Genomic DNA, 17,107 nt, shown 5'->3' with positions numbered 1-17,107 from the left:
CTCACTTCAAGCCCGCCCGAGGCTTGCGGGCACCCCGCCGGACGTGGTGAAGGAGTCCCTCACCAGCCAGCCACATTCGGCTTTCCGCGCAATAACCGTCGGCAACACTCACGAGTCCTTGCCGAACCAGCTCTCTCCGGCGGCCGCCAGCCCGGCGCTCGCGTCCCAGTCCTTGATGGGCTGGGAAAACTCCCACTGGTAGCCGAACGGATCGATGCACTCGAAGACGCGGTCGCCCCATGCCTCGTCCATCGGCTCCGAGGTGATCGTGCACCCGGCGGCCTGGCAGTACTCGTAGCTCGTGGCGAGGTCGTCGACGCCGAGGCCGATGGCCACGCCGAGCCCGCGAGGCCCCTCTTGGGTTCGGCGCTCACGCTCGCTGTCGGGGAACGGCATGCCCACCAGCGCGTCGACGATCAGCTGCACCTCACCGCGGCTGAGGATCGTCATCACCGGCTCGCCGCCGGGACCAGGGATGCTGCCGACCTCGCCGAAGCCGAAGCCGCCGTAGAACCGCGCGGCGGCCACCACGTCGCCGACCCGCAGACCTACCCGAAAAGCTGCTGCCACCACGGCATTCTCCTCACTCAGATCGCCGAGCTCAATTCGAGTACGGCGTACGCTAACTAGATTGGGTACGGTACACGCAAATGAGGGAGGACGTCCAATGGCCACTGCCGGGGACCCGGTTCGCACGCTGGAGCTCTTGTGGGACACGCGGGAGCGGTCCGGTCTCGGCCGCAAGCCCGAACTGAGCCTCGGCCAGGTCGTGAAGGCGGCGATCGAGGTCGCCGACGCCCAGGGGCTGGACAGCCTGTCGATGCGGCGCGTCGCCGAGCGGCTGGGTGTCGGCACGATGTCGCTGTACCGGCACGTGCCCGGCAAGGTGGAACTGCTCGACGTCATGGTCGACCGGGTCAGCGCCGAAGCCGAGTACGAAATCGGTGATGAAGACTGGCGATCCCGGCTGGAACAGGTCGCCCGCGTCAACCGCGCGCTGTTCGAACGGCACCCCTGGCTGCTGACGCTCTTCCCCCGGCGGCCGCCGCTGGGCCCTGGCGTCTTCGCCAAGTACAACGCCGAATTGCAGGCGCTCGACGGAATCGGGCTCACCGATGTCGAGATGGACTCGGCGTTGACACTGGTGCTGGGCTACATCCGGGACGCGACCGCGAGCCTTGTCGAGTGGAAGACGCTGTCCGAACGCTCCGGCCAGAGCGACGACGGATGGTGGTCCACGCTCGCGCCACACCTGGACCGGGTGCTCGACCATGAGCGTTACGCGCTGGCCATCCGCGTCGGCACCGCGGCGACCACGCACTACAACGGCGTGCACGACGCCGAGCACGCCTTCGAGTTCGGACTGCAGCGCGTCCTCGACGGCATCGAATCCTTCGTGCGGGGCAAATAGTCGCGGTCAGGTGCTTCGGCGAACTCGACCCGGCGCAGGCCGAGGAGCTTCGCACGCCGGCGAAATCAACGCGACCGGCGGGCGCCTGGCTGTTATCGTCGGTGATCATGATGGTGGCCGAGGACGATATCTCCGGGTGAACCGGCGTAGGAGCAGCGGTGCGCAGACAGGCGCCACCGCCGCTTGTCATGCCCTCACCTCGTCCGTTCTCGCACGAAAGCCTTCGCCATGTCCAAAACCTTTGTCGTCTGTTCCTCCCTGTCCTTCTCCTGGCCGGACGGGACCCCGGTCTTCGAGGACCTGAGCTTCAGCGTCGGCGCGGGCCGCACCGGCCTGGTCGCTCCCAACGGCGCGGGCAAGAGCACGCTGCTCAAGCTGATCGCGGGTGAGTACGAGCCGCTCGGCGGCAGTGTCACGGTCGACGGCGTGCTCGGCTATCTCCCCCAGACCCTGCCGTTGACGGGCGAGCCGACCGTCGCCGAGGTGCTGGAGATCGCGCCGATCGTCCGCGCGCTCGCCGCCATCGAGTCCGGAGACGCCAGCGAAGAGCACTTCACCGTCGTCGGCGCTGACTGGGACATCGAGGAACGCGCACGCGCCGGGCTGGACCGGCTCGGGCTCGGGGACGTCGCGCTCGACCGGCCGCTGGGCACGCTCAGCGGCGGCCAGATCGTTTCGCTCGGGCTGGCCGCTCAGCTGCTGAAACAGCCCGATGTCCTGCTGCTCGACGAGCCGACCAACAACCTCGACCGCGACGCGCGGCGACGGCTGCACGACGTGCTCGGTGACTGGAAAGGCTGCTTGCTGCTGGTCAGCCATGATCGGGAGCTGCTCGACCGGATGGACCGGATCGCCGAGCTCGACCGCGGGCAGCTGCGCTTCCACGGCGGCAACTTCTCGGACTACGAGGCCGCGAAACAGTCCGCGCGCGAGGTCGCGGAGAAGAACCTCCGCAACGCCGAGCAGGAACTCAAGCGGGAGAAACGCGAGCTGCAGCAGGCCCGTGAACGCGCCGCCCGCCGCGCGAGCACCGGGGCACGCACCAACGCCGACATCCCGCGGATCATCCAGGGCACCGTGAAGCGCAAGGCCCAGGAGTCCGCAGGCAAGGCGAACGACATGCACACCCAGCGAGCCGAGGCCGCGAAGGCCAAAGTGGACGAAGCTGGCCGTGCGCTGCGTGACGACCAGACGCTCGCGCTTTCCTTGCCCAACACCACCGTTCCGGCCGGTCGCATGGTCTTCCACGGCGAACGGCTGCGCGTCCGCGACCTGTTCGCCGAGCTGAACCTGGCGATCCGCGGACCGGAACGGATCGCGCTCACCGGCGCGAACGGCGTCGGCAAGTCGACACTGCTGCAGGTCGTCGGCGGCCAGCTCGAGCCGGACGTCGGCCTGATGAGCCGTGCCGAAGGCCGCATCGCCTTCCTCTCGCAGCGGCTGGACCTGCTCGATCTCGACCGCACCACGCTGGAGAACCTGCGCGAGTTCGCGCCGACGCTGCCGCCGTCGGACACGATGAACCTGTTGGCGCGCTTCCTCTTTCGCGGCGAACGCGCCAACCTGCCGGTCGGTGTGCTGTCCGGCGGCGAGCGACTGCGTGCGACGTTGCTGTGCGTCCTGTGCGCCGAACCCGCACCGCAGCTACTGCTGCTGGACGAGCCGACCAACAATCTCGACCTCGCCAGCGTCGAGCAGCTGACCAGCGCGCTCAACGCCTACCGCGGCGCGTTCATCGTGGTCAGCCACGACGACCGGTTCCTGGCGGAGATCGGCATCCAGCGCCGCCTGGAACTCGCGGACGGCAAGCTCACCGAGCATTAGGGTTCGTGAGTGGTATGACCGGTTAGAACCGGCCATACCACTCACGACCTCCCTACAGCCGGTCGATGGTGAACGCGGTGAGGAAGCCCAAGACCGTGATCAGGCCGGTGAAGATCTGGGTGCGTTCGAACGCTTCCGGGATCATCGTGTCGGCGATCATCGCCAGGATCGCGCCTGCGGCGATGGCCGTGATGAGCGCGATCGTCGCCGGGGAAGCCCCGCGCAGGCCCAGATACCCGAGGGTCGAAGCCAGGCCCGACGCGACCGCGATCCCGATCCAGACGCCGAAAACGTAGCGCGCGCTGCGGCCCGCCTGCTTCATTCCGGCCGCGCTCGACAGCCCTTCTGGCAGGTTGGAGATGATGACCGCAGCCAGCATCGCGACGCCGACCGTGCCGCCGTCGAGCAGGGAAACGCCCAGTACCACCGATTCCGGGACGCCGTCGAGCAGCGCGCCGACCGCGATGGCCGTTCCGCTGCCCGCCACGTCGGCCTCGCGGGCCTGCTGGTCTCCGGAACGCTTGCGGTGCTTGGCGCCTTTACGCGACAGCAGGCCGTCGGCGAGCACGTACGCGCCCGCGCCGCCGAGGAAACCCAGCGCGGTCGGCAGCAGGCCGCCGGTGCGCTCGGCCTCGTCCATCAGGCCGAACGACAACGCCGAGATGAGCACACCGGCACCGAACGCCATCACCGCGGCGACCAGCCACCGGGGTACCCGGATGAACCAGGCGACGGCGGCGCCCGCGACCAGCGCGGCCCCGCCGACGAGGCCCCACCAGCCCGCTTCCAGCCACTGGGGCATCTCAGCCGCCGACGTGGATGCCGGGTCGGCGAGCCGGGTCCGGCTCGCTGGTGCGCAGGATCTCGCGGACCACCGGCGGAGTGTCACCGCGGCCGAGGATCAGGTACCTGAACAGGTGCGCGAGCGGGCTGCCCTCGCTCCATTCGAAGTGGCACTGGGGTTTCACGCCGGTCGCGTCGCGCAGCGCGAGGAGAATGGCGGCGATCGCGTTGGGCGCGGCGGGGCTGCCCGCGCGGAGAATGCGGAAGCCGCCGACCTCGACACCGGTCACCCGGAGCACGTCGCTGAACTCGGACGGGTCGACCACGTCGATCTCGAGGAACACGATGTCCGCCGCGTCGGACACCGGGTTCATCCCGCGCTGCTCGGCCTCCTTGTCCGTGTACTCGGCGACGTCGCCTGCCTGGCGGCGGTTGGCGATGATCGTCAGCGCGCCGTCGTGCTCGATCGAGTCGGTGATGAACCGACGCGCCGCCTCGTCGAACTCGATGTGCTCGACGCGCAGCTCGGTCGTGCGCGTGACCCGGGAGATCAGCGAGATCACCACGATGCCGAGGATGAAGAACGCGGAGATCGTGATGCCGTCCGGCTTCTCGATCACGTTGGCCACCAGCGCGTAGACCAGGATCAGCGTGAGCACGCTGAAGCCGATGGACGCGCGGCGCTGCCTCGACCGGGCGGCCGAGATGGTCACGGCGACCGAGCCGGACACCATCATCGCCAGGATGCCGGTGGCGTACGCGCCTGCCTGCGCGTCGACGTCGGCCTCGAAGATCAGTGTCAGCACGACGCAGATCAGCGTGTACACGATCACGACCGGCCGGACGGCGCGGCCCCATTCCGGCGCCATGCCGTAGGACGGGAGGTAGCGCGGCACGATGTTGATCAGACCGGCCATCGCCGACGCGCCCGCGAACCACAGGATCAGGATGCTGCTGATGTCGTAGGCGGTGCCGAACCATTCGCCGAACAGCTCGTGCGCGACATAGGCGAGCGCGCGGCCGTTGGCCTCGCCGCCTGCGGCGAACTTCTCCTTCGGCACCAGCACGGTGGTGATGAAGCTGGTCGCGACGAGGTAGACCGACATGATCAGCGCGGCGGTGGTGAGCAGCCTGCGCGTGTTGCGGATGCGGTCCTGCATCCGTTCCTCGGCGCTCTTACCCTTGGACGCGATCAACGGCATCATGCTGACGCCGGTCTCGAAGCCGGACAAACCGAGCACCAGCAACGGGAACGCCAGGATCGCCGGGCCGATCACCCCGCCGAACCCGCCGCCGCCCGAGGTCAGCGCGTCGAGCCAGGACTGCAGCGCGCCATCGGAGGCGAACACCTCGATCACCCCGCCGACCGCGACCACGGCGTTGAGCACCAGGAAGACCGCGACCAGCGGGATCGCCACGCCGACGGCCTCGCTGAAGCCCATCAGGAACACGCCGCCGAGTATCAGCAGCAGCACGACGGTGACGATCACCTCTTGCCCGTGCAGGAAACCGGGGATGTGCGGGTTCTCCAGCGCGTGCACCGAAGCGTCCGCTGCGGACAGTGTGATCGTGATGATCCACGAGGTGGCGACGAACCCGAGCAGCACCAGCACGAAGAGCTTGCCGCGCCAGAACGGCAGCAGGTCCTCCAGCATGGCGACCGAGCCCTGGCCGTGCGGGCTCTCCTTCGCCACGCGCCAGTACATCGGCAGCATGCCGAACAACGTCAGCGCGACGATCAGCAACGTCGCCAGCGGGGACAGCGCGCCCGCGGCCAGCGCGGCGATACCCGGCAGGTAGGACAACGTGGAGAAGTAGTCGACGCCCGTCAGGCACATGACCTTCCACCAGGCCTCCGGCTTGCCGTGGCCCTCGTCGCTGCCCGCGCCCACGGGAGCGACCCGATGCTCCAGCATCCAGCGCGCCAGCTTGCCGTGCGGTGCGTGCGTCGCGGCGGGACTGTCCACCCGCGCCGGTACCGCCAGTTCAGGTTGGGTGCTCATGCCGTCTCTTCCCCTCGATGATCGCGCACGGCGGTAAGCATGCCCGATCACGCCCGCCACAGCGCGCCGCGTCCGGCCGGGACGGGTCCCGGCCGCGGCACACTAACGTTCCTCTGGCCATGACCACACCTGCTGACCTGGTTCTTCTCGGCGAGGGCCCGGCCGCGTCCGTCTACGCGGACGGCGCCGGACTCGCCATCAAGGTGTTCCCCGGATCGCTCGATCCCCAGACCCGGTCCGCGTTCGACCGCGAGCAGTCGAAGCTGCGCCACGTCCCGTCGATACTGCGCGTAGAGGACATCCGGGAGCTACCGGACGGCCGGATCGCGCTGCTCATGCCCCGCTGCGCGCGGTCGCTCGCCGGGCTGGTCGACGAGATCGGCGCGCTCTCGGCCGACGACACGGCCGCGGTCGGCGGCGCCGTGACGACCGCGCTGGCCGCCGCGCACCGGGCCGGTGTCGTGCACGGCGGGCTGAGCCCGCACAACGTCCTGCTGCGCGACTCCGGCGAGCCCGTCGTCGCCGACTTCGGGCTGACCTTGCGGCACCGGTTCGCGGAGTCCCCTGTGGACTACCTCGCACCCGAAACCTTGCGCATGGGCCTCAGAAACGAGCAGTCGGACCTCTACGGACTCGGCGCCGTGCTCTACTTCGCGCTCACCGGGGCATCGCCGTTCCCTGCCGTTATCGGCGAGCGGCCGGGTGCGCGGATCCTGCGCATACTCGGCGAGCCGGTCCCGCCGATCGAGCGCACGGACGTGCCCGCCGACCTGGTCGCCCTGATCGCGAAGCTGCTCGACAAGGAACCCTCGCGACGCCCCAGCATCGGCGAGGCGGCCGAGCTGCTGGCAGGCGGCGAGTCCACTCTGGACCCCGCACTGCTGGGCGAGCCGATCGCCGAGATCGGACCGTCCTCAGTGGACCCCCGGCGCCGGCGGGCGAGACAGGTCACGGCGATCGCGATCACGGGCGGTGTCGCGGCGCTGGTGCTGGCCAGGGTGCTGCTGTTCAACGACAAGCCGGTGCCACCACCCGCGCTGCCGCCACCCACGACCATGACCAGCGCACCCATCTTGCTGGAACTGAACCCGCCGATCGACCACGACGACACCGTCGAACTCACCTGGCGCGCGCCGGACGGCTTCTTCTTCTCGGTACTGATCGAGGGCGAGGACAAGCTGAGAATCGAGAAGGCGGAGTACAACCGCTCTCTGACCGTCCGGGTCGAGCCGGGCCTGAAGTACTGTTTCCAAATCCAGGCCACCGACCCGACGGGCGTGGTCACGAGCAAGCCCCAGCCGCTGCGCGGCGCCGACTGCCGCTAGCCACCCCCGGGTCCCCGGCAAAGTCGCCCATCTCGGTCGACTGAACGCACAAACGCCACTTATGCAACGCTGAGCGACACATACGCCCCGTTCGTTCCCTCCGGCTGCCTGAACGCCGACTTTGCCGGGCCCCTGAGGCATAGCCGTGTGAAGGGAGCCTTCACAACGCATAGCTGTATGAAGGCTCCCTTCACAGGGTTCGGACCGCACACCAGCGCGCCCAGGCGGAGCCACCTAAGGGCGTAGCAGGACGCGGGCGTCGACGGCGGCGCGCAGCCTGGCTCGGATCGGACGGCGCGCCAGTCCTTTGCGGACGGTCCGGACCGCGGACCACGCTTCGTCCGCAAGCGCTTGCGTTGCCGGAACGCCGGACCACAGCGCGGTATCCACGGTCACCGCCAGCGCGGCCAAGCCGTCCACTGTGGACATGTCGACGGACGGATGCGCGGACCTCGCGAGGTCGCGGACGGTCATCCCTGGCGTGATCGGCACGCCGTGCGCACGCAACCTGTCGCGCGCCTCGGCCCACGCGCCGAACACGGCGGCCGGCCCGGTACGGCGGCGGCGCCGGCCCGCACGAAGGGTCGTCACCAGCGGCACGCCGAGCAGCCACACGGCCAGCAGGCCGCCGAGCCCGGCCGCACCGGCCGCGAGCGTCACCGGCCAGTTCCAGGTGTCGTCCGATGTCTCGTCTTCGGCCGGTTCGCCGGGCGGCGCGACCGGATCTTTGAGCTGGTCCGTCTTCGGCAGCTCGGTCCTGGCCGCCGCGGCCGCCGCCGCGAGACCGCCGGCGCCGCTGGGCCTGGCGCTGCCGGTCGGGTCGAGCGGGACCCAGCCGACGCCGCGCACCGCCACTTCCGGCCAGGCGAGCACATCGCCGTTGTGCACCACGTACGTCCCGTCCGCCGACGGCGCCGCGGGCGCGCGGTAGCCGACGACCAGCCGCGCGGGGATGCCCTTGATCCGCGCGAGCGCGACGTACGCGGCGGCGAACTGCTCGCTGGTGCCGCGCCGCTCGTCGAGCAGGAACCGGCGCAGCTGCGGCCAGCCGTGCCCGGTCGGCAGCCCCGGCTCCTTCGCGACCTGGTAATTGGTGCTGAGAAACCGTTCCAGCGCCAGCGCGGCCTGGAACGACGGGCGCACCCCGCCGGCCGCCCGCTCGGCCAGTTCGGCGATACCGGGTGGCACCTCGCCGACCGAGCCGAGCCCGCCGGGCGCGTCCGGGTCGATGGCCAGGTCGACGAGCGACGGGGCTTGTGGTTCACGCCAGGTGATCGTGTACTCCGCGCGGCCGGGCGCGGGGTTCACGAGCGAGCCGCGGGCCTCGTCGACCAGCGGCTCGACCCCGGTGACCGTGGCGGGCCAGTCCTGGCTCGGCAGCCACGGCCCGGTCTGGCCGTCGACCTTGACCGTGGCGGTGCGGGAGGTCGTCGGCACGGTGACCCGTGGCGTCAGCTCGGTGCCCATCCGCCGCAGCACGCCGTCCGCCGACCAGTTCACGCCGTCGAAGCGGTCCAGCACGGCCAGCGACCAGCGATCGACGCGCGGGTCGCCGCGGTAGCTGAACACCGGGACCGCCGGATTCGCCAGCCTGGCCGCGATTCCGGTCAGCGGGCCCGCCACCGGCGCCGCGTCCAGTGGTGCGGTCTGCCGCAGCGAGTACGGCTGCCGGTCGGCGGGATCGGCGACGGTCAGCGCGACCGCGCCCGCCACGCACAGCACCGCGGGCAGCAGCAGGACCATCCGCCTGCCCGTCCAGATCAGCGCGCCCGCCACCACGGCGAACCCCAGCGCGGCCGCGACCGCCACGGGACCGGTCAGCGCGCTGTACGCCTGGCTCAACCCGGCGACGGCCAAGCTCGGCAGCAGCGCGACCAGCGGCGCGCGCACCCAGTGCAGCAGCTCGACCCCGAGCACGCAGGCGAGCACCACCGCCAGCGGCACGAACACCATCAGGTCCGGCCGCATCGGCCAGGTCGACTGCAACGTCAGCTGCCACGAGTGCGCCATGCCGTCGACGAGCGCGCGCATCGTCTCGCCCGTCGGCAAACCCGCGAGCGTCGTGTCCGCCAGCGTCGTTTCGATCACCGCGAGCAGGCCGCCGACCAGTACGAGCACCGGCCGCCACGCCGTGAGCGCGGGCACCCGCTTGCTCAGTTCGACCGCGCCGAAGGCCACCGCCGCGACCGCGGCCACCGGCAGTAACACCGCGGCCGGGCCGAAAACCGGGCCGAACAGCAGCCCGGCGCCCGCGGCGGCGGCCAGCACGCACGCCACGCTCACGCGATCGCGTTCCACCGCCGCACCGCCTCCCCCGCGTCGACCGCGCTGATCGCACGCGCTCCGGGTACCCCGTCGACGCCGTGCACACCGAGTCCTTGCATGCCAAGGCCATGCGTGCCGACACCCAGCAGGACCATCGACGCGAACCTCGGCCGCAGCGCGGCGAGTTCACGCAGATCCGGCTCGCGCAGCCGTCCGGTGACGACGACCAGGCAGCCGCCCTCCGATCCGGACTTGGGCAGTGCCAGCACGCCCGGCGCCTGCTGGACCTCGCACAACACGTCCAGCAGCTGCCGTGCCGCGTGCGCGCCGCCGGAAGTCGGCAGATCACGGCCCGCCGAGGTGAGCATCCGGCAGCGGTGACCGGCCATTGTTGAGGCTGTCACCAGCGAGGCCGCCACGTCGACGGCCTCCTCGAATTCCTTGTCCGACAACACTTTCGGCCGAGTGTCGAGCATCAGGGTGAACCTCGGCTGATCCGGGTCGACGTAGTCGCGGACCATCAGCCGCCCGGTCCGCGCGGTCGCCTTCCAATGCAGATGCCGAACCTCGTCGCCGAGCACATACGGGCGCACGTCCCGCAGATCCGCCGACCCGCGCAACGCGTCGTCCGTGGTCGGGCCCTCGTGGTGATGACGCGGGTGCCCGCCTGCCCACGACCGCGCGGGACGCACCTTCGGGCGCACCCACAACGTCGCCGTGTCACCCGCCGGGAGTGGACGCCGGAGCAGGCCGAACGGGTCGGACCGTTCGAGCACGAGCGGGCCGACGGTCAGCTTGCCACGCGCGCTGGTGGGCAGTTCGTAGTGGTACGGCACCTCTTCCTCCGGCGAGAGCGGGCGGACGGCGACCGTGACGAACTCCCCGCGTTCGACCCGTTCCCGCGCGGTGAAGCCCGGCTGCCGCCGGTCACCGTTATTGCTCACGAGCAGTCGGGCGAGTGCGGGCGTGCCCCGCTCGACGTGATCGGGTTCGAGTTCACGCCGGACGGTCACGTCCGGGCGCCGGAACGTCGTGAGCACGGCCGCGAGCAGCGCACCGAGCGCGATTCCCGCCAGCGCACGGAAAAGCGGGTAACCGGCCCATTCCCCGATGCCGTAGGCGAGCGGTGCGGAGGCGGCCACCGCCCAGCCGCGCCGGGTGAACCTCATGAGGGCGGCCACAGGTAGTGATTCGACTCGAAGCCGTCCGCGACCACCCAGACGTAGCGATCAGGCGTGCCCATCGAGAAAGCCTCGACGGTCAAGGTCCCGTCGGCCTTGACGGTGAACGGCTTGCTGCCATGCGGGCCCTGGTCCGAGGTCATCGCGGTGATCGTGATCGGGCCAGGGGTGAACCCCTTCAGCACGATACGCATGAAGCCGCAGACAGGCGGATCGCATTTCTCGGCCGTGGTGTCCTTGCCACGCGAGACCACAGCCGAGCGCTTGACGTCGGGTTCGTCGCCCTTGCTCTTGGTCGCGGTCGCGGCGGGCCCGACACCATTGGCGTTCTCGGCGGTGACGGTCACCGTCAGCGGGCTCTCGATGCCGACGTCCTCGATCACTGTGGATCGCATGTCGCCGGACAGTTCGCGACTGGTGGCGCCCTTGCCGTCGGCCCGGTTCCACTTGACGTGATAAGCGGTGACCGGCGAGCCGTTGGCCGCGGCGGCGGTCCAGCTGACCTTCGCGTCGGTGTCGCCGGTCTTGATGGCGATCTTGAGGCTTCCGGGTTTGCCGGGTGGCTTCGCCACGTTTTTCGGGGTCACCGGGGCGGAATCGGCCCCGGAGCCGGTGCCCGCCCTGTTGATGGCCTCGACGGTGAAGACGTACGAGGTCCCGTTCTCCAGACCGGTGATCGTGGTCGTGCGCGTGCCGCCGCCGAGCGTCTTCGAGCCGCCTGGCCAACTCACGCGGTAGCCGGTGATGGGCGCGCCGTTGGGATTGGCCGCCGACCATTTCACCGTCGCCGAGCCGTCGCCCGCGCTCGCGGTGACCGCTCCCGGTGCACCCGGTGGGCTCGCGGGCGCCACCGGCGCCTTGGGTGCCTCGGGTTTGCGGACGTCCTTCGGTTTCGGCTCGGGTCCGGGACCTGGATCGGGCTTGATCGGATCCGGCTTGGCGGGATCGGGCTGTGGGACCGGTTCCGGGTTCTTGCCGACTCCGGTGGCCTGCACCGGGCTGACCGCGCCGTCCTGGTCCACCACCAGCACATGGGCGCCGTCGGCACTGTCCACATAGACCCGGCCGTCCTCGCCCTTGACCAGCGGGACGGGCGCGTCACCGCCGGGAATCGGCCGATCGTCGCGCTTCACGCCGTCGCCGCCGTAGGTGACCAGCTGGTTCTTGTCCTTGTCCACCAAGGCGACCACCGAACCGGAGGAGGCGATCCCGGCGTAATTCCCGTCGAGTTCGAACGATTTCCCACCGGTCCGGTCCATCAGGTACAGCCGTTTGCCACGCTGGTCGAGCGCCGCGACCTTGCCGCCGACATCGGTCGACGCGACCAGCACGTCAGCGGGCAGGTCGACGCCGAGTGACACCGGATCGCCGAGGCCGCTGGGCGTGATCTCGCGCAGCGCGTCGGTCGTGGTGTCCACAAAGGAGGGATGGCCGTTCGCGACGGTGAGCGCGCCGGAGTGTCCACTGGGGACCGCGACGGGGCAGGCGAGCCGGTCGGCGCCCTTAGGCAGCTCGCACAGCGCGCTGCGGTCGATCCGGTGCAGCCACAGCGAACCCTCGCGGGTGACGACCGGAGTGCCGAGCTTGCCGTCGCCGGGGATGGTGAGCGGCGGCTTGCCCAGCCTGGTCACGGTTCCGGCCTGCCGGAAAACCAGATACGGCCCGCCGGTGACCTCGAGCGCGACGGGCCGTTCGGTCAGCGGCTTGGTGTCCCCGGGCGTGAGCGAGGACTTCCCGAACTCCGTGACCTTCGAGTTGCCGACCACGAAGCCGCCGGTGTCACCCTGGACGACCTGGCTGCCCTGGTCGGCACCCGGCATCGGCGCGGCGGCGTCGACGTACTTGCTCGCACCGTCCACATGGAACACCAGACCGGCCGCGGCGTTCAGCACCCAGTGCCCGTCCTGGCCGAACTCCATGCCGGACAACGGTTTCGTCGCACCGGTGAGCGCCACGGTCAGCACTGCGGCACAGGCAAGAACGATCAACGCACCGGGGGTCTTCGCCGCGCGGCGCCCCCTTCCACCTCGGCTCACCCTCGAGAGCGTACGAACGCCGGTCCATTCTCGATACATTCACGCGTCGCTGAGCGGCAAGGCCAGCTCGAAGATCGCGCCGCCCTCCTCGGCGTTGAACACCCGCAGGGTCCCGCCGTGCGCCAGCGCCACCCAGCGGACGATGCCGAGGCCGAGACCCGACGAGCCGCCGCCGCTGGCGAACGGCTCGAACATCTTCGCGGTGATCTCGGGATCGACGCCGGGGCCGTCGTCGGCCACCAGGACCCTGCCGTCGGCGAGCACGGAAACCCGAACGACGCTCCTCGCATGTCGGAGCGCGTTGACCAGCAGGTTTCGCAGTGCGCGGCGTAGCAGCACCGGGTCGGCGTCGACCTTCGCCGCCTGGGTCGTGACGATGACCTCGGTGTCGTCGGCCTGCGTGTCCTCGACCATGCCCTCCACCAGCTGGTCGAGCCAGACCGGTTCGAACGCCGGTTTCTCAGCGCCGGCCGCGACTCTGGCGCGCAGCAGCGAGCCGTCGATGATGCCGCCCATCTCGCCCGCCAGCTTGACCGCCCGGGGCAGCAGTTCGGGCCGCAGATCCGGGTGCCGCTGCGCGGTTTCGGCCAGCACACGCAGTTTCGCGACCGGCGCGCGCAGATCGTGCGCGACCTCCCCGAGCATCAGCTCCTGCTCGCGCAACGCGCTGGTCGCGGGCCGCATCGCCCGGCCGGCGAGCACGTGCCCTGCCAGTCCGAGCCCGCCGATGAGCACCGCACAGCCACCGCACACCTGCAGCAGCATCCGGTTGTGCCTGACTGACTCGGGTTCCGCGTCGGCGATCGCGACCACGGCGCCGACATACTCACCCGAGCGCACCCGGAACGGCTCCGCCATGACCCGGATTTCCCTACCGTCCAACGCTTTCCCGTAGCCGGTGAGCTGCGTGTGCTTGCCGACGGCCTCGGCGGCGAGCGCGCGCGGCATCGCCTCGTCGACCGGCATACAGCGGCGCTTGCTGGTGTATTGGCTGAAGCGCGCCGGGTCGACCGGCACGACCGCGAACTGCGGGCAGCGGTCGTTGAGCGGATCGTTGGCCTCGTACCGGCCGTCCGCCTCGATCAGCCGCAGCACGGTCGAGCTGATCCGGCTCAGCTCCGCGTCGAGCCGTTGCCTGCCGTCGGCGGCGTCCGCGTCGATCAGCAGCCAGGCGAACACCACCAGGCCGAGCGCGTTCATCGCGGTGAAGAGCACGGTGAGCACCCGCCGGAGCCCGCGCAGCCGGTCCGACGAGGAGCCGATCACGCCCATCTGGGGACCCCTCCCAGCTCTGCTGGCTTCCAATCCTCAGGTAGCCGGAGTTACGCGGAGGTGTGTGGTGTTGTACGGAGTGCTCGGCAAGTTCGAGGCCTACGACCGGAACGGGTCGGCGACCGTGGCAGGCGCCAGGAAACCGGCCACCCTGCTCGCCGCGCTGCTCCTGCACCCTAACGCCTGGGTCGGCGTGAATCAGCTGGTCGACGTCATCTGGCATGAACAGGACACGCCCGCGTCGGCCGAACAGAACCTCAAGACCTATGTCTGGCAGCTGCGCCGCACGCTGACCGAGCTGCACGGCGGGCATCGCATCGACAGCCGGACCGGCGCGTACCGCATCCGGGTCGAACCGGGTGATCTCGACATCGGCGTCGCGGAGAATCTGGAGACCGCGGCCGATCACGCACGCGTCGACGGCGACGCGGCGGGCGCCGTCACCTGTCTGACCGAGGCGTTGCTGCTGTGGCGCGGCGAACCGTACGAGGGTCTCCCCGACGAACTGACCGCCTCGGCCGTCGCGCGTGCCGATCAGCTCCGGCGGCGGCTGCGCGAGAAGCTGGCGGACGGCTACGCCTGCCAGGGCCGTCATGACGTCGCGGCCCGGCTACTACAGGTTTTGACCGAGGAAGACCCGCTGCGGGAAGAGTCCTGGGCGCGGCTGGTCCGCGCGCTGCACCGGTCAGGCCAGCGCGCGGAGGCGCTCACGGCGTTTCAGCGCGCGCGTTCGGTGTTGAGCGCGGAACTGGGCGTGGAGCCGGGTCCCGAGCTGGTCGCCGCGCACCGGAGCGCGCTGGCCGCCGAGGCCGTGCTCACCCGCCGCGACCTGCCACGCACGGTCGCCGACTTCATGGGTCGCGAGCCCGAACTCGAGCGCATCCGCGCCGTGCTGAGCGGCACATCCAACGCGGTGCCCGTGCTGGTGCTCGACGGCATGCCCGGCGCGGGCAAGACCGCACTCGCCGTGCACGCGGCCCACGAGTTCGCGAGCGCCTACCCGGACGGTCAGCTCTTCGTCGACCTCCACGCCAGCCTGCCGCCGTCGACGGTGCTGGCCAGGCTGTTGCGCGCGGCAGGCGCCCCGGTGCCCGCCGATCCCGAGGAACGCGAAGCCGTGTGGCGCGGCGAACTCGCGGGCCGCCGTCTGCTGCTGGTGCTCGACGACGCGGCCGACGCCGCCCAGGTGCGCCCGCTGCTGCCGGGCAGTCCCGGCTGCGCGGTCGTGATCACGACCAGGAACCGGGCACTGTGGCTGGAAGGCGCGACCTCGCTGACGACGGAACCGCTTCCCGTGCACTACGCGCGGCAGCTGTTCCCCGGAGCGCCCGGCGAGATCTTCACCCACTGCGGCGGACTGCCCGCGGCGATCAGGGCGGTGTCGGCCATGCTGCGCAACCGTCCACTCTGGACGATCGACGCCCTCACGGCCGAACTCGCCGCCCTGTTCGACTCCGCGTTCCGCGCACTCTCCCCGCTCGAGTCGCGCGTGCTGTCACTCGGCGCGTCCCACCTCCAGGTCGACGCGGTCACCGCGGCCGAGCTGACCGGCCTGGAAGTCCAAGTGGCACAACAAGTATTGGACTCGCTGTTCGACCGCCACCTGCTCATCGAGCCGTCGCCCGGCCGGTACAGCTGGCACATCGTCGTGCGTGACCAAGTCAAACGCCAGGCACTGATCGGAGTCACCCGATGACGGTCGTCATCCCCCAGCGCACCGGCTTTCTCTCGTCCGTGACCACCGAAGTCATCGCGATGACCACCGAGCGCGCGGCACCACACACCCTCGCGGCGCTGACCGACAACTTCCGGAACGGGGTGACGTACCGGATACTCGTGCCGGACCGGGCCAGGTTCACGACCGCCGTGAGCGCCCGGCTGAGCATGCTCTCGCTGGCGGGTGCGTCCGTGCGGACACTGCCCACGATCCCGGCGGACACCATGGTCCTCGACGGCAGCATCGCGGTCGTCCCCGGTTCGCCATCGGGGTTCGCCGTGCTCGACCTGCCCGACATCGCCGCGACCGCGCTCGAGTTGTTCGCCCGCATCTGGCGCACCGCGGCCCCGTTCCCCTCGTCCCCACCGGCCGAGCTGACCACCCGCGAGCGCGAACTACTGGTCCTGCTCTCGGCGGGCTGCACCGACGAGGCGGCCGCGATCCGGCTGGAGGTCTCGGTACGCACGATCCGCCGCACGGTCGCGGACATCATGTCCCGCCTCGGCGCCCGCAGCCGCTTCCAGGCGGGAGCCAAGGCGGCCGACCGCGGCTGGCTGGTGGACTGCTGATGCGCGTACTGGTCACCGAAGACGACCCCGACATCCGGCTCACGGTCCGGCTGGCACTGCGCACGGCAGGCCTGGCGGTCGACGCTGTGCCCGATCTGCCTGCCGCCGACGAGGCGTTGTACGTGAATTCGTACGACTGCGCGATCTTCGACCGGATGCTTCCGTCGGGCGACGCGCTTATGTACGTTTCATCGAAGCGCGCCACCGGCTGGGCGGTCCCGGTCCTGTTCCTCACGGCCCGCGACGAACCCTCCGACGTCGTAACCGGCCTGCGCGCGGGCGACGACTACTTGGTGAAACCCTTCGCGGTGGAGGAGCTGGTGGTCCGCGTGCGCAGCCTGTGCCGCCGCACTCCTCACGGTGGCGCCGCGGTGCTTCGGTGCGGCGACCTCACGTTGGACACCGGCCGCCGCGAGGTCCGGCGCGCGGGCGTCCTGCTGACCTTGACGCGCACCGAATTCGCGGTGCTGGAGCGGCTGATGTCGAGCCCAGGCCGGGTGGTGTCCCAGCCGGACCTCCTGCGCAGCGGCTGGGACGAGATGCTCGACCCTGCCTCGAACGTGCTGCAGGTACTGATGGCCCAGCTGCGACGAAAACTACGCGAACCCGCGGTGATCCAAACGGTGCGCGGACTCGGCTACCGCCTCACGCCAAGCTGAGGTTCGGGTCGTGAGTGGTATGGCCGGTTAGAACCGGCCATACCACTGTCTCTTATACACAA

13 protein-coding genes are annotated in these 17,107 nt (G+C 70.4%); 6 read left to right on the top strand and 7 right to left on the bottom strand.

Annotation, left to right across the window (positions count from 1 at the left end; all coding sequences use genetic code 11):
* Positions 1 to 108 precede the first annotated feature (108 nt).
* Positions 109 to 570 carry a VOC family protein gene (locus ACFV15_RS42340; RefSeq protein WP_378358378.1) on the bottom strand — a complete coding sequence of 154 codons (462 nt, stop codon included), beginning with the start codon at positions 568 to 570 and terminating at the stop codon, positions 109 to 111.
* Positions 571 to 667: 97 nt separating this feature from the next.
* On the opposite strand from ACFV15_RS42340, the gene ACFV15_RS42335 reads away from it, so the two are divergent.
* Both ACFV15_RS42335 and ACFV15_RS42330 read left to right on the top strand, forming a co-directional pair.
* Positions 668 to 1,411 (top strand): TetR/AcrR family transcriptional regulator, encoded by a 744-nt coding sequence (locus ACFV15_RS42335; protein ID WP_378358376.1) that lies wholly within the window; start codon positions 668 to 670, stop codon positions 1,409 to 1,411.
* A gap of 228 nt (positions 1,412 to 1,639) precedes the next feature.
* On the top strand, positions 1,640 to 3,235 hold the full coding sequence (locus ACFV15_RS42330; RefSeq protein ID WP_378358375.1) for an ABC-F family ATP-binding cassette domain-containing protein: 1,596 nt from the start codon (positions 1,640 to 1,642) through the stop codon (positions 3,233 to 3,235).
* Between the two features lie 52 nt (positions 3,236 to 3,287).
* Here ACFV15_RS42330 and ACFV15_RS42325 read toward each other — a convergent pair whose 3' ends face one another.
* Both ACFV15_RS42325 and ACFV15_RS42320 read right to left on the bottom strand, forming a co-directional pair.
* Complete coding sequence (locus ACFV15_RS42325; protein ID WP_378358373.1) at positions 3,288 to 4,037, bottom strand: ZIP family metal transporter; 750 nt, start codon at positions 4,035 to 4,037, stop codon at positions 3,288 to 3,290.
* A 1-nt stretch (position 4,038) separates the two neighbouring features.
* A complete protein-coding gene (locus ACFV15_RS42320) occupies positions 4,039 to 6,021 on the bottom strand; it encodes an amino acid transporter (RefSeq protein ID WP_378358372.1) in 1,983 nt (660 codons plus the stop codon).
* Positions 6,022 to 6,140: 119 nt separating this feature from the next.
* On the opposite strand from ACFV15_RS42320, the gene ACFV15_RS42315 reads away from it, so the two are divergent.
* Entirely contained in the window at positions 6,141 to 7,346 is a 1,206-nt protein-coding gene (locus tag ACFV15_RS42315) for a serine/threonine-protein kinase (protein WP_378358370.1), read from the top strand.
* Positions 7,347 to 7,580: 234 nt separating this feature from the next.
* On the opposite strand, the gene ACFV15_RS42310 is transcribed toward ACFV15_RS42315, so the two are convergent.
* From ACFV15_RS42310 to ACFV15_RS42295, 4 genes are read right to left on the bottom strand one after another with little or no spacing between them, the layout of a single operon-like run.
* On the bottom strand, positions 7,581 to 9,644 hold the full coding sequence (locus ACFV15_RS42310; RefSeq protein WP_378358368.1) for a transglutaminase domain-containing protein: 2,064 nt from the start codon (positions 9,642 to 9,644) through the stop codon (positions 7,581 to 7,583).
* The gene (locus ACFV15_RS42305) at positions 9,626 to 10,780 is read right to left on the bottom strand and encodes a DUF58 domain-containing protein (protein ID WP_378358367.1); all 1,155 of its coding nucleotides are present in this window, start codon (positions 10,778 to 10,780) and stop codon (positions 9,626 to 9,628) included. Before ACFV15_RS42305 ends, ACFV15_RS42310 begins: the two co-directional genes overlap by 19 nt.
* Complete coding sequence (locus tag ACFV15_RS42300; RefSeq protein ID WP_378358365.1) at positions 10,777 to 12,828, bottom strand: fibronectin type III domain-containing protein; 2,052 nt, start codon at positions 12,826 to 12,828, stop codon at positions 10,777 to 10,779. Before ACFV15_RS42300 ends, ACFV15_RS42305 begins: the two co-directional genes overlap by 4 nt.
* 39 nt (positions 12,829 to 12,867) lie before the next feature.
* Positions 12,868 to 14,100, bottom strand: a complete 1,233-nt coding sequence (locus ACFV15_RS42295) for a sensor histidine kinase (RefSeq protein WP_378358363.1) — start codon at positions 14,098 to 14,100, stop codon at positions 12,868 to 12,870.
* Between the two features lie 64 nt (positions 14,101 to 14,164).
* Between ACFV15_RS42295 and ACFV15_RS42290 the strand changes: the two genes are divergently transcribed.
* The 3 genes from ACFV15_RS42290 to ACFV15_RS42280 are packed head-to-tail and all read left to right on the top strand — an operon-like array spanning position 14,165 to position 17,045.
* The gene (locus ACFV15_RS42290; RefSeq protein ID WP_378358362.1) at positions 14,165 to 15,796 is read left to right on the top strand and encodes a BTAD domain-containing putative transcriptional regulator; all 1,632 of its coding nucleotides are present in this window, start codon (positions 14,165 to 14,167) and stop codon (positions 15,794 to 15,796) included.
* Positions 15,793 to 16,386, top strand: coding sequence for a LuxR C-terminal-related transcriptional regulator (locus ACFV15_RS42285; protein ID WP_378358360.1), 594 nt, complete (start codon positions 15,793 to 15,795; stop codon positions 16,384 to 16,386). The genes ACFV15_RS42290 and ACFV15_RS42285 overlap by 4 nt, the downstream gene beginning before the upstream one ends.
* Positions 16,386 to 17,045, top strand: coding sequence for a response regulator transcription factor (locus ACFV15_RS42280; RefSeq protein ID WP_378358359.1), 660 nt, complete (start codon positions 16,386 to 16,388; stop codon positions 17,043 to 17,045). The genes ACFV15_RS42285 and ACFV15_RS42280 overlap by 1 nt, the downstream gene beginning before the upstream one ends.
* Positions 17,046 to 17,107: the final 62 nt, after the last annotated feature.

The organism is Amycolatopsis sp. NPDC059657 (assembly GCF_042734395.1).
In the GTDB taxonomy this organism is placed as follows: domain Bacteria; phylum Actinomycetota; class Actinomycetes; order Mycobacteriales; family Pseudonocardiaceae; genus Amycolatopsis.
The sequence above is the reverse complement of the archived record's forward strand: the minus strand, read 5'-3'. Positions and strand labels throughout refer to the sequence as shown.

Excerpts from the sequence above, each read along its gene's own strand:
- ACFV15_RS42285 (WP_378358360.1), top strand. The coding sequence starts at position 15,793 with ATGACGGTCGTCATCCCCCAGCGCACCGGCTTTCTCTCGTCCGTGACC.
- ACFV15_RS42280 (WP_378358359.1), top strand. The coding sequence starts at position 16,386 with ATGCGCGTACTGGTCACCGAAGACGACCCCGACATCCGGCTCACGGTC.
- ACFV15_RS42295 (WP_378358363.1), bottom strand. The coding sequence starts at position 14,100 with ATGGGCGTGATCGGCTCCTCGTCGGACCGGCTGCGCGGGCTCCGGCGG.
- ACFV15_RS42315 (WP_378358370.1), top strand. The coding sequence starts at position 6,141 with ATGACCACACCTGCTGACCTGGTTCTTCTCGGCGAGGGCCCGGCCGCG.
- ACFV15_RS42325 (WP_378358373.1), bottom strand. The coding sequence starts at position 4,037 with ATGCCCCAGTGGCTGGAAGCGGGCTGGTGGGGCCTCGTCGGCGGGGCC.
- ACFV15_RS42330 (WP_378358375.1), top strand. The coding sequence starts at position 1,640 with ATGTCCAAAACCTTTGTCGTCTGTTCCTCCCTGTCCTTCTCCTGGCCG.
- ACFV15_RS42320 (WP_378358372.1), bottom strand. The coding sequence starts at position 6,021 with ATGAGCACCCAACCTGAACTGGCGGTACCGGCGCGGGTGGACAGTCCC.
- ACFV15_RS42335 (WP_378358376.1), top strand. The coding sequence starts at position 668 with ATGGCCACTGCCGGGGACCCGGTTCGCACGCTGGAGCTCTTGTGGGAC.
- ACFV15_RS42305 (WP_378358367.1), bottom strand. The coding sequence starts at position 10,780 with ATGAGGTTCACCCGGCGCGGCTGGGCGGTGGCCGCCTCCGCACCGCTC.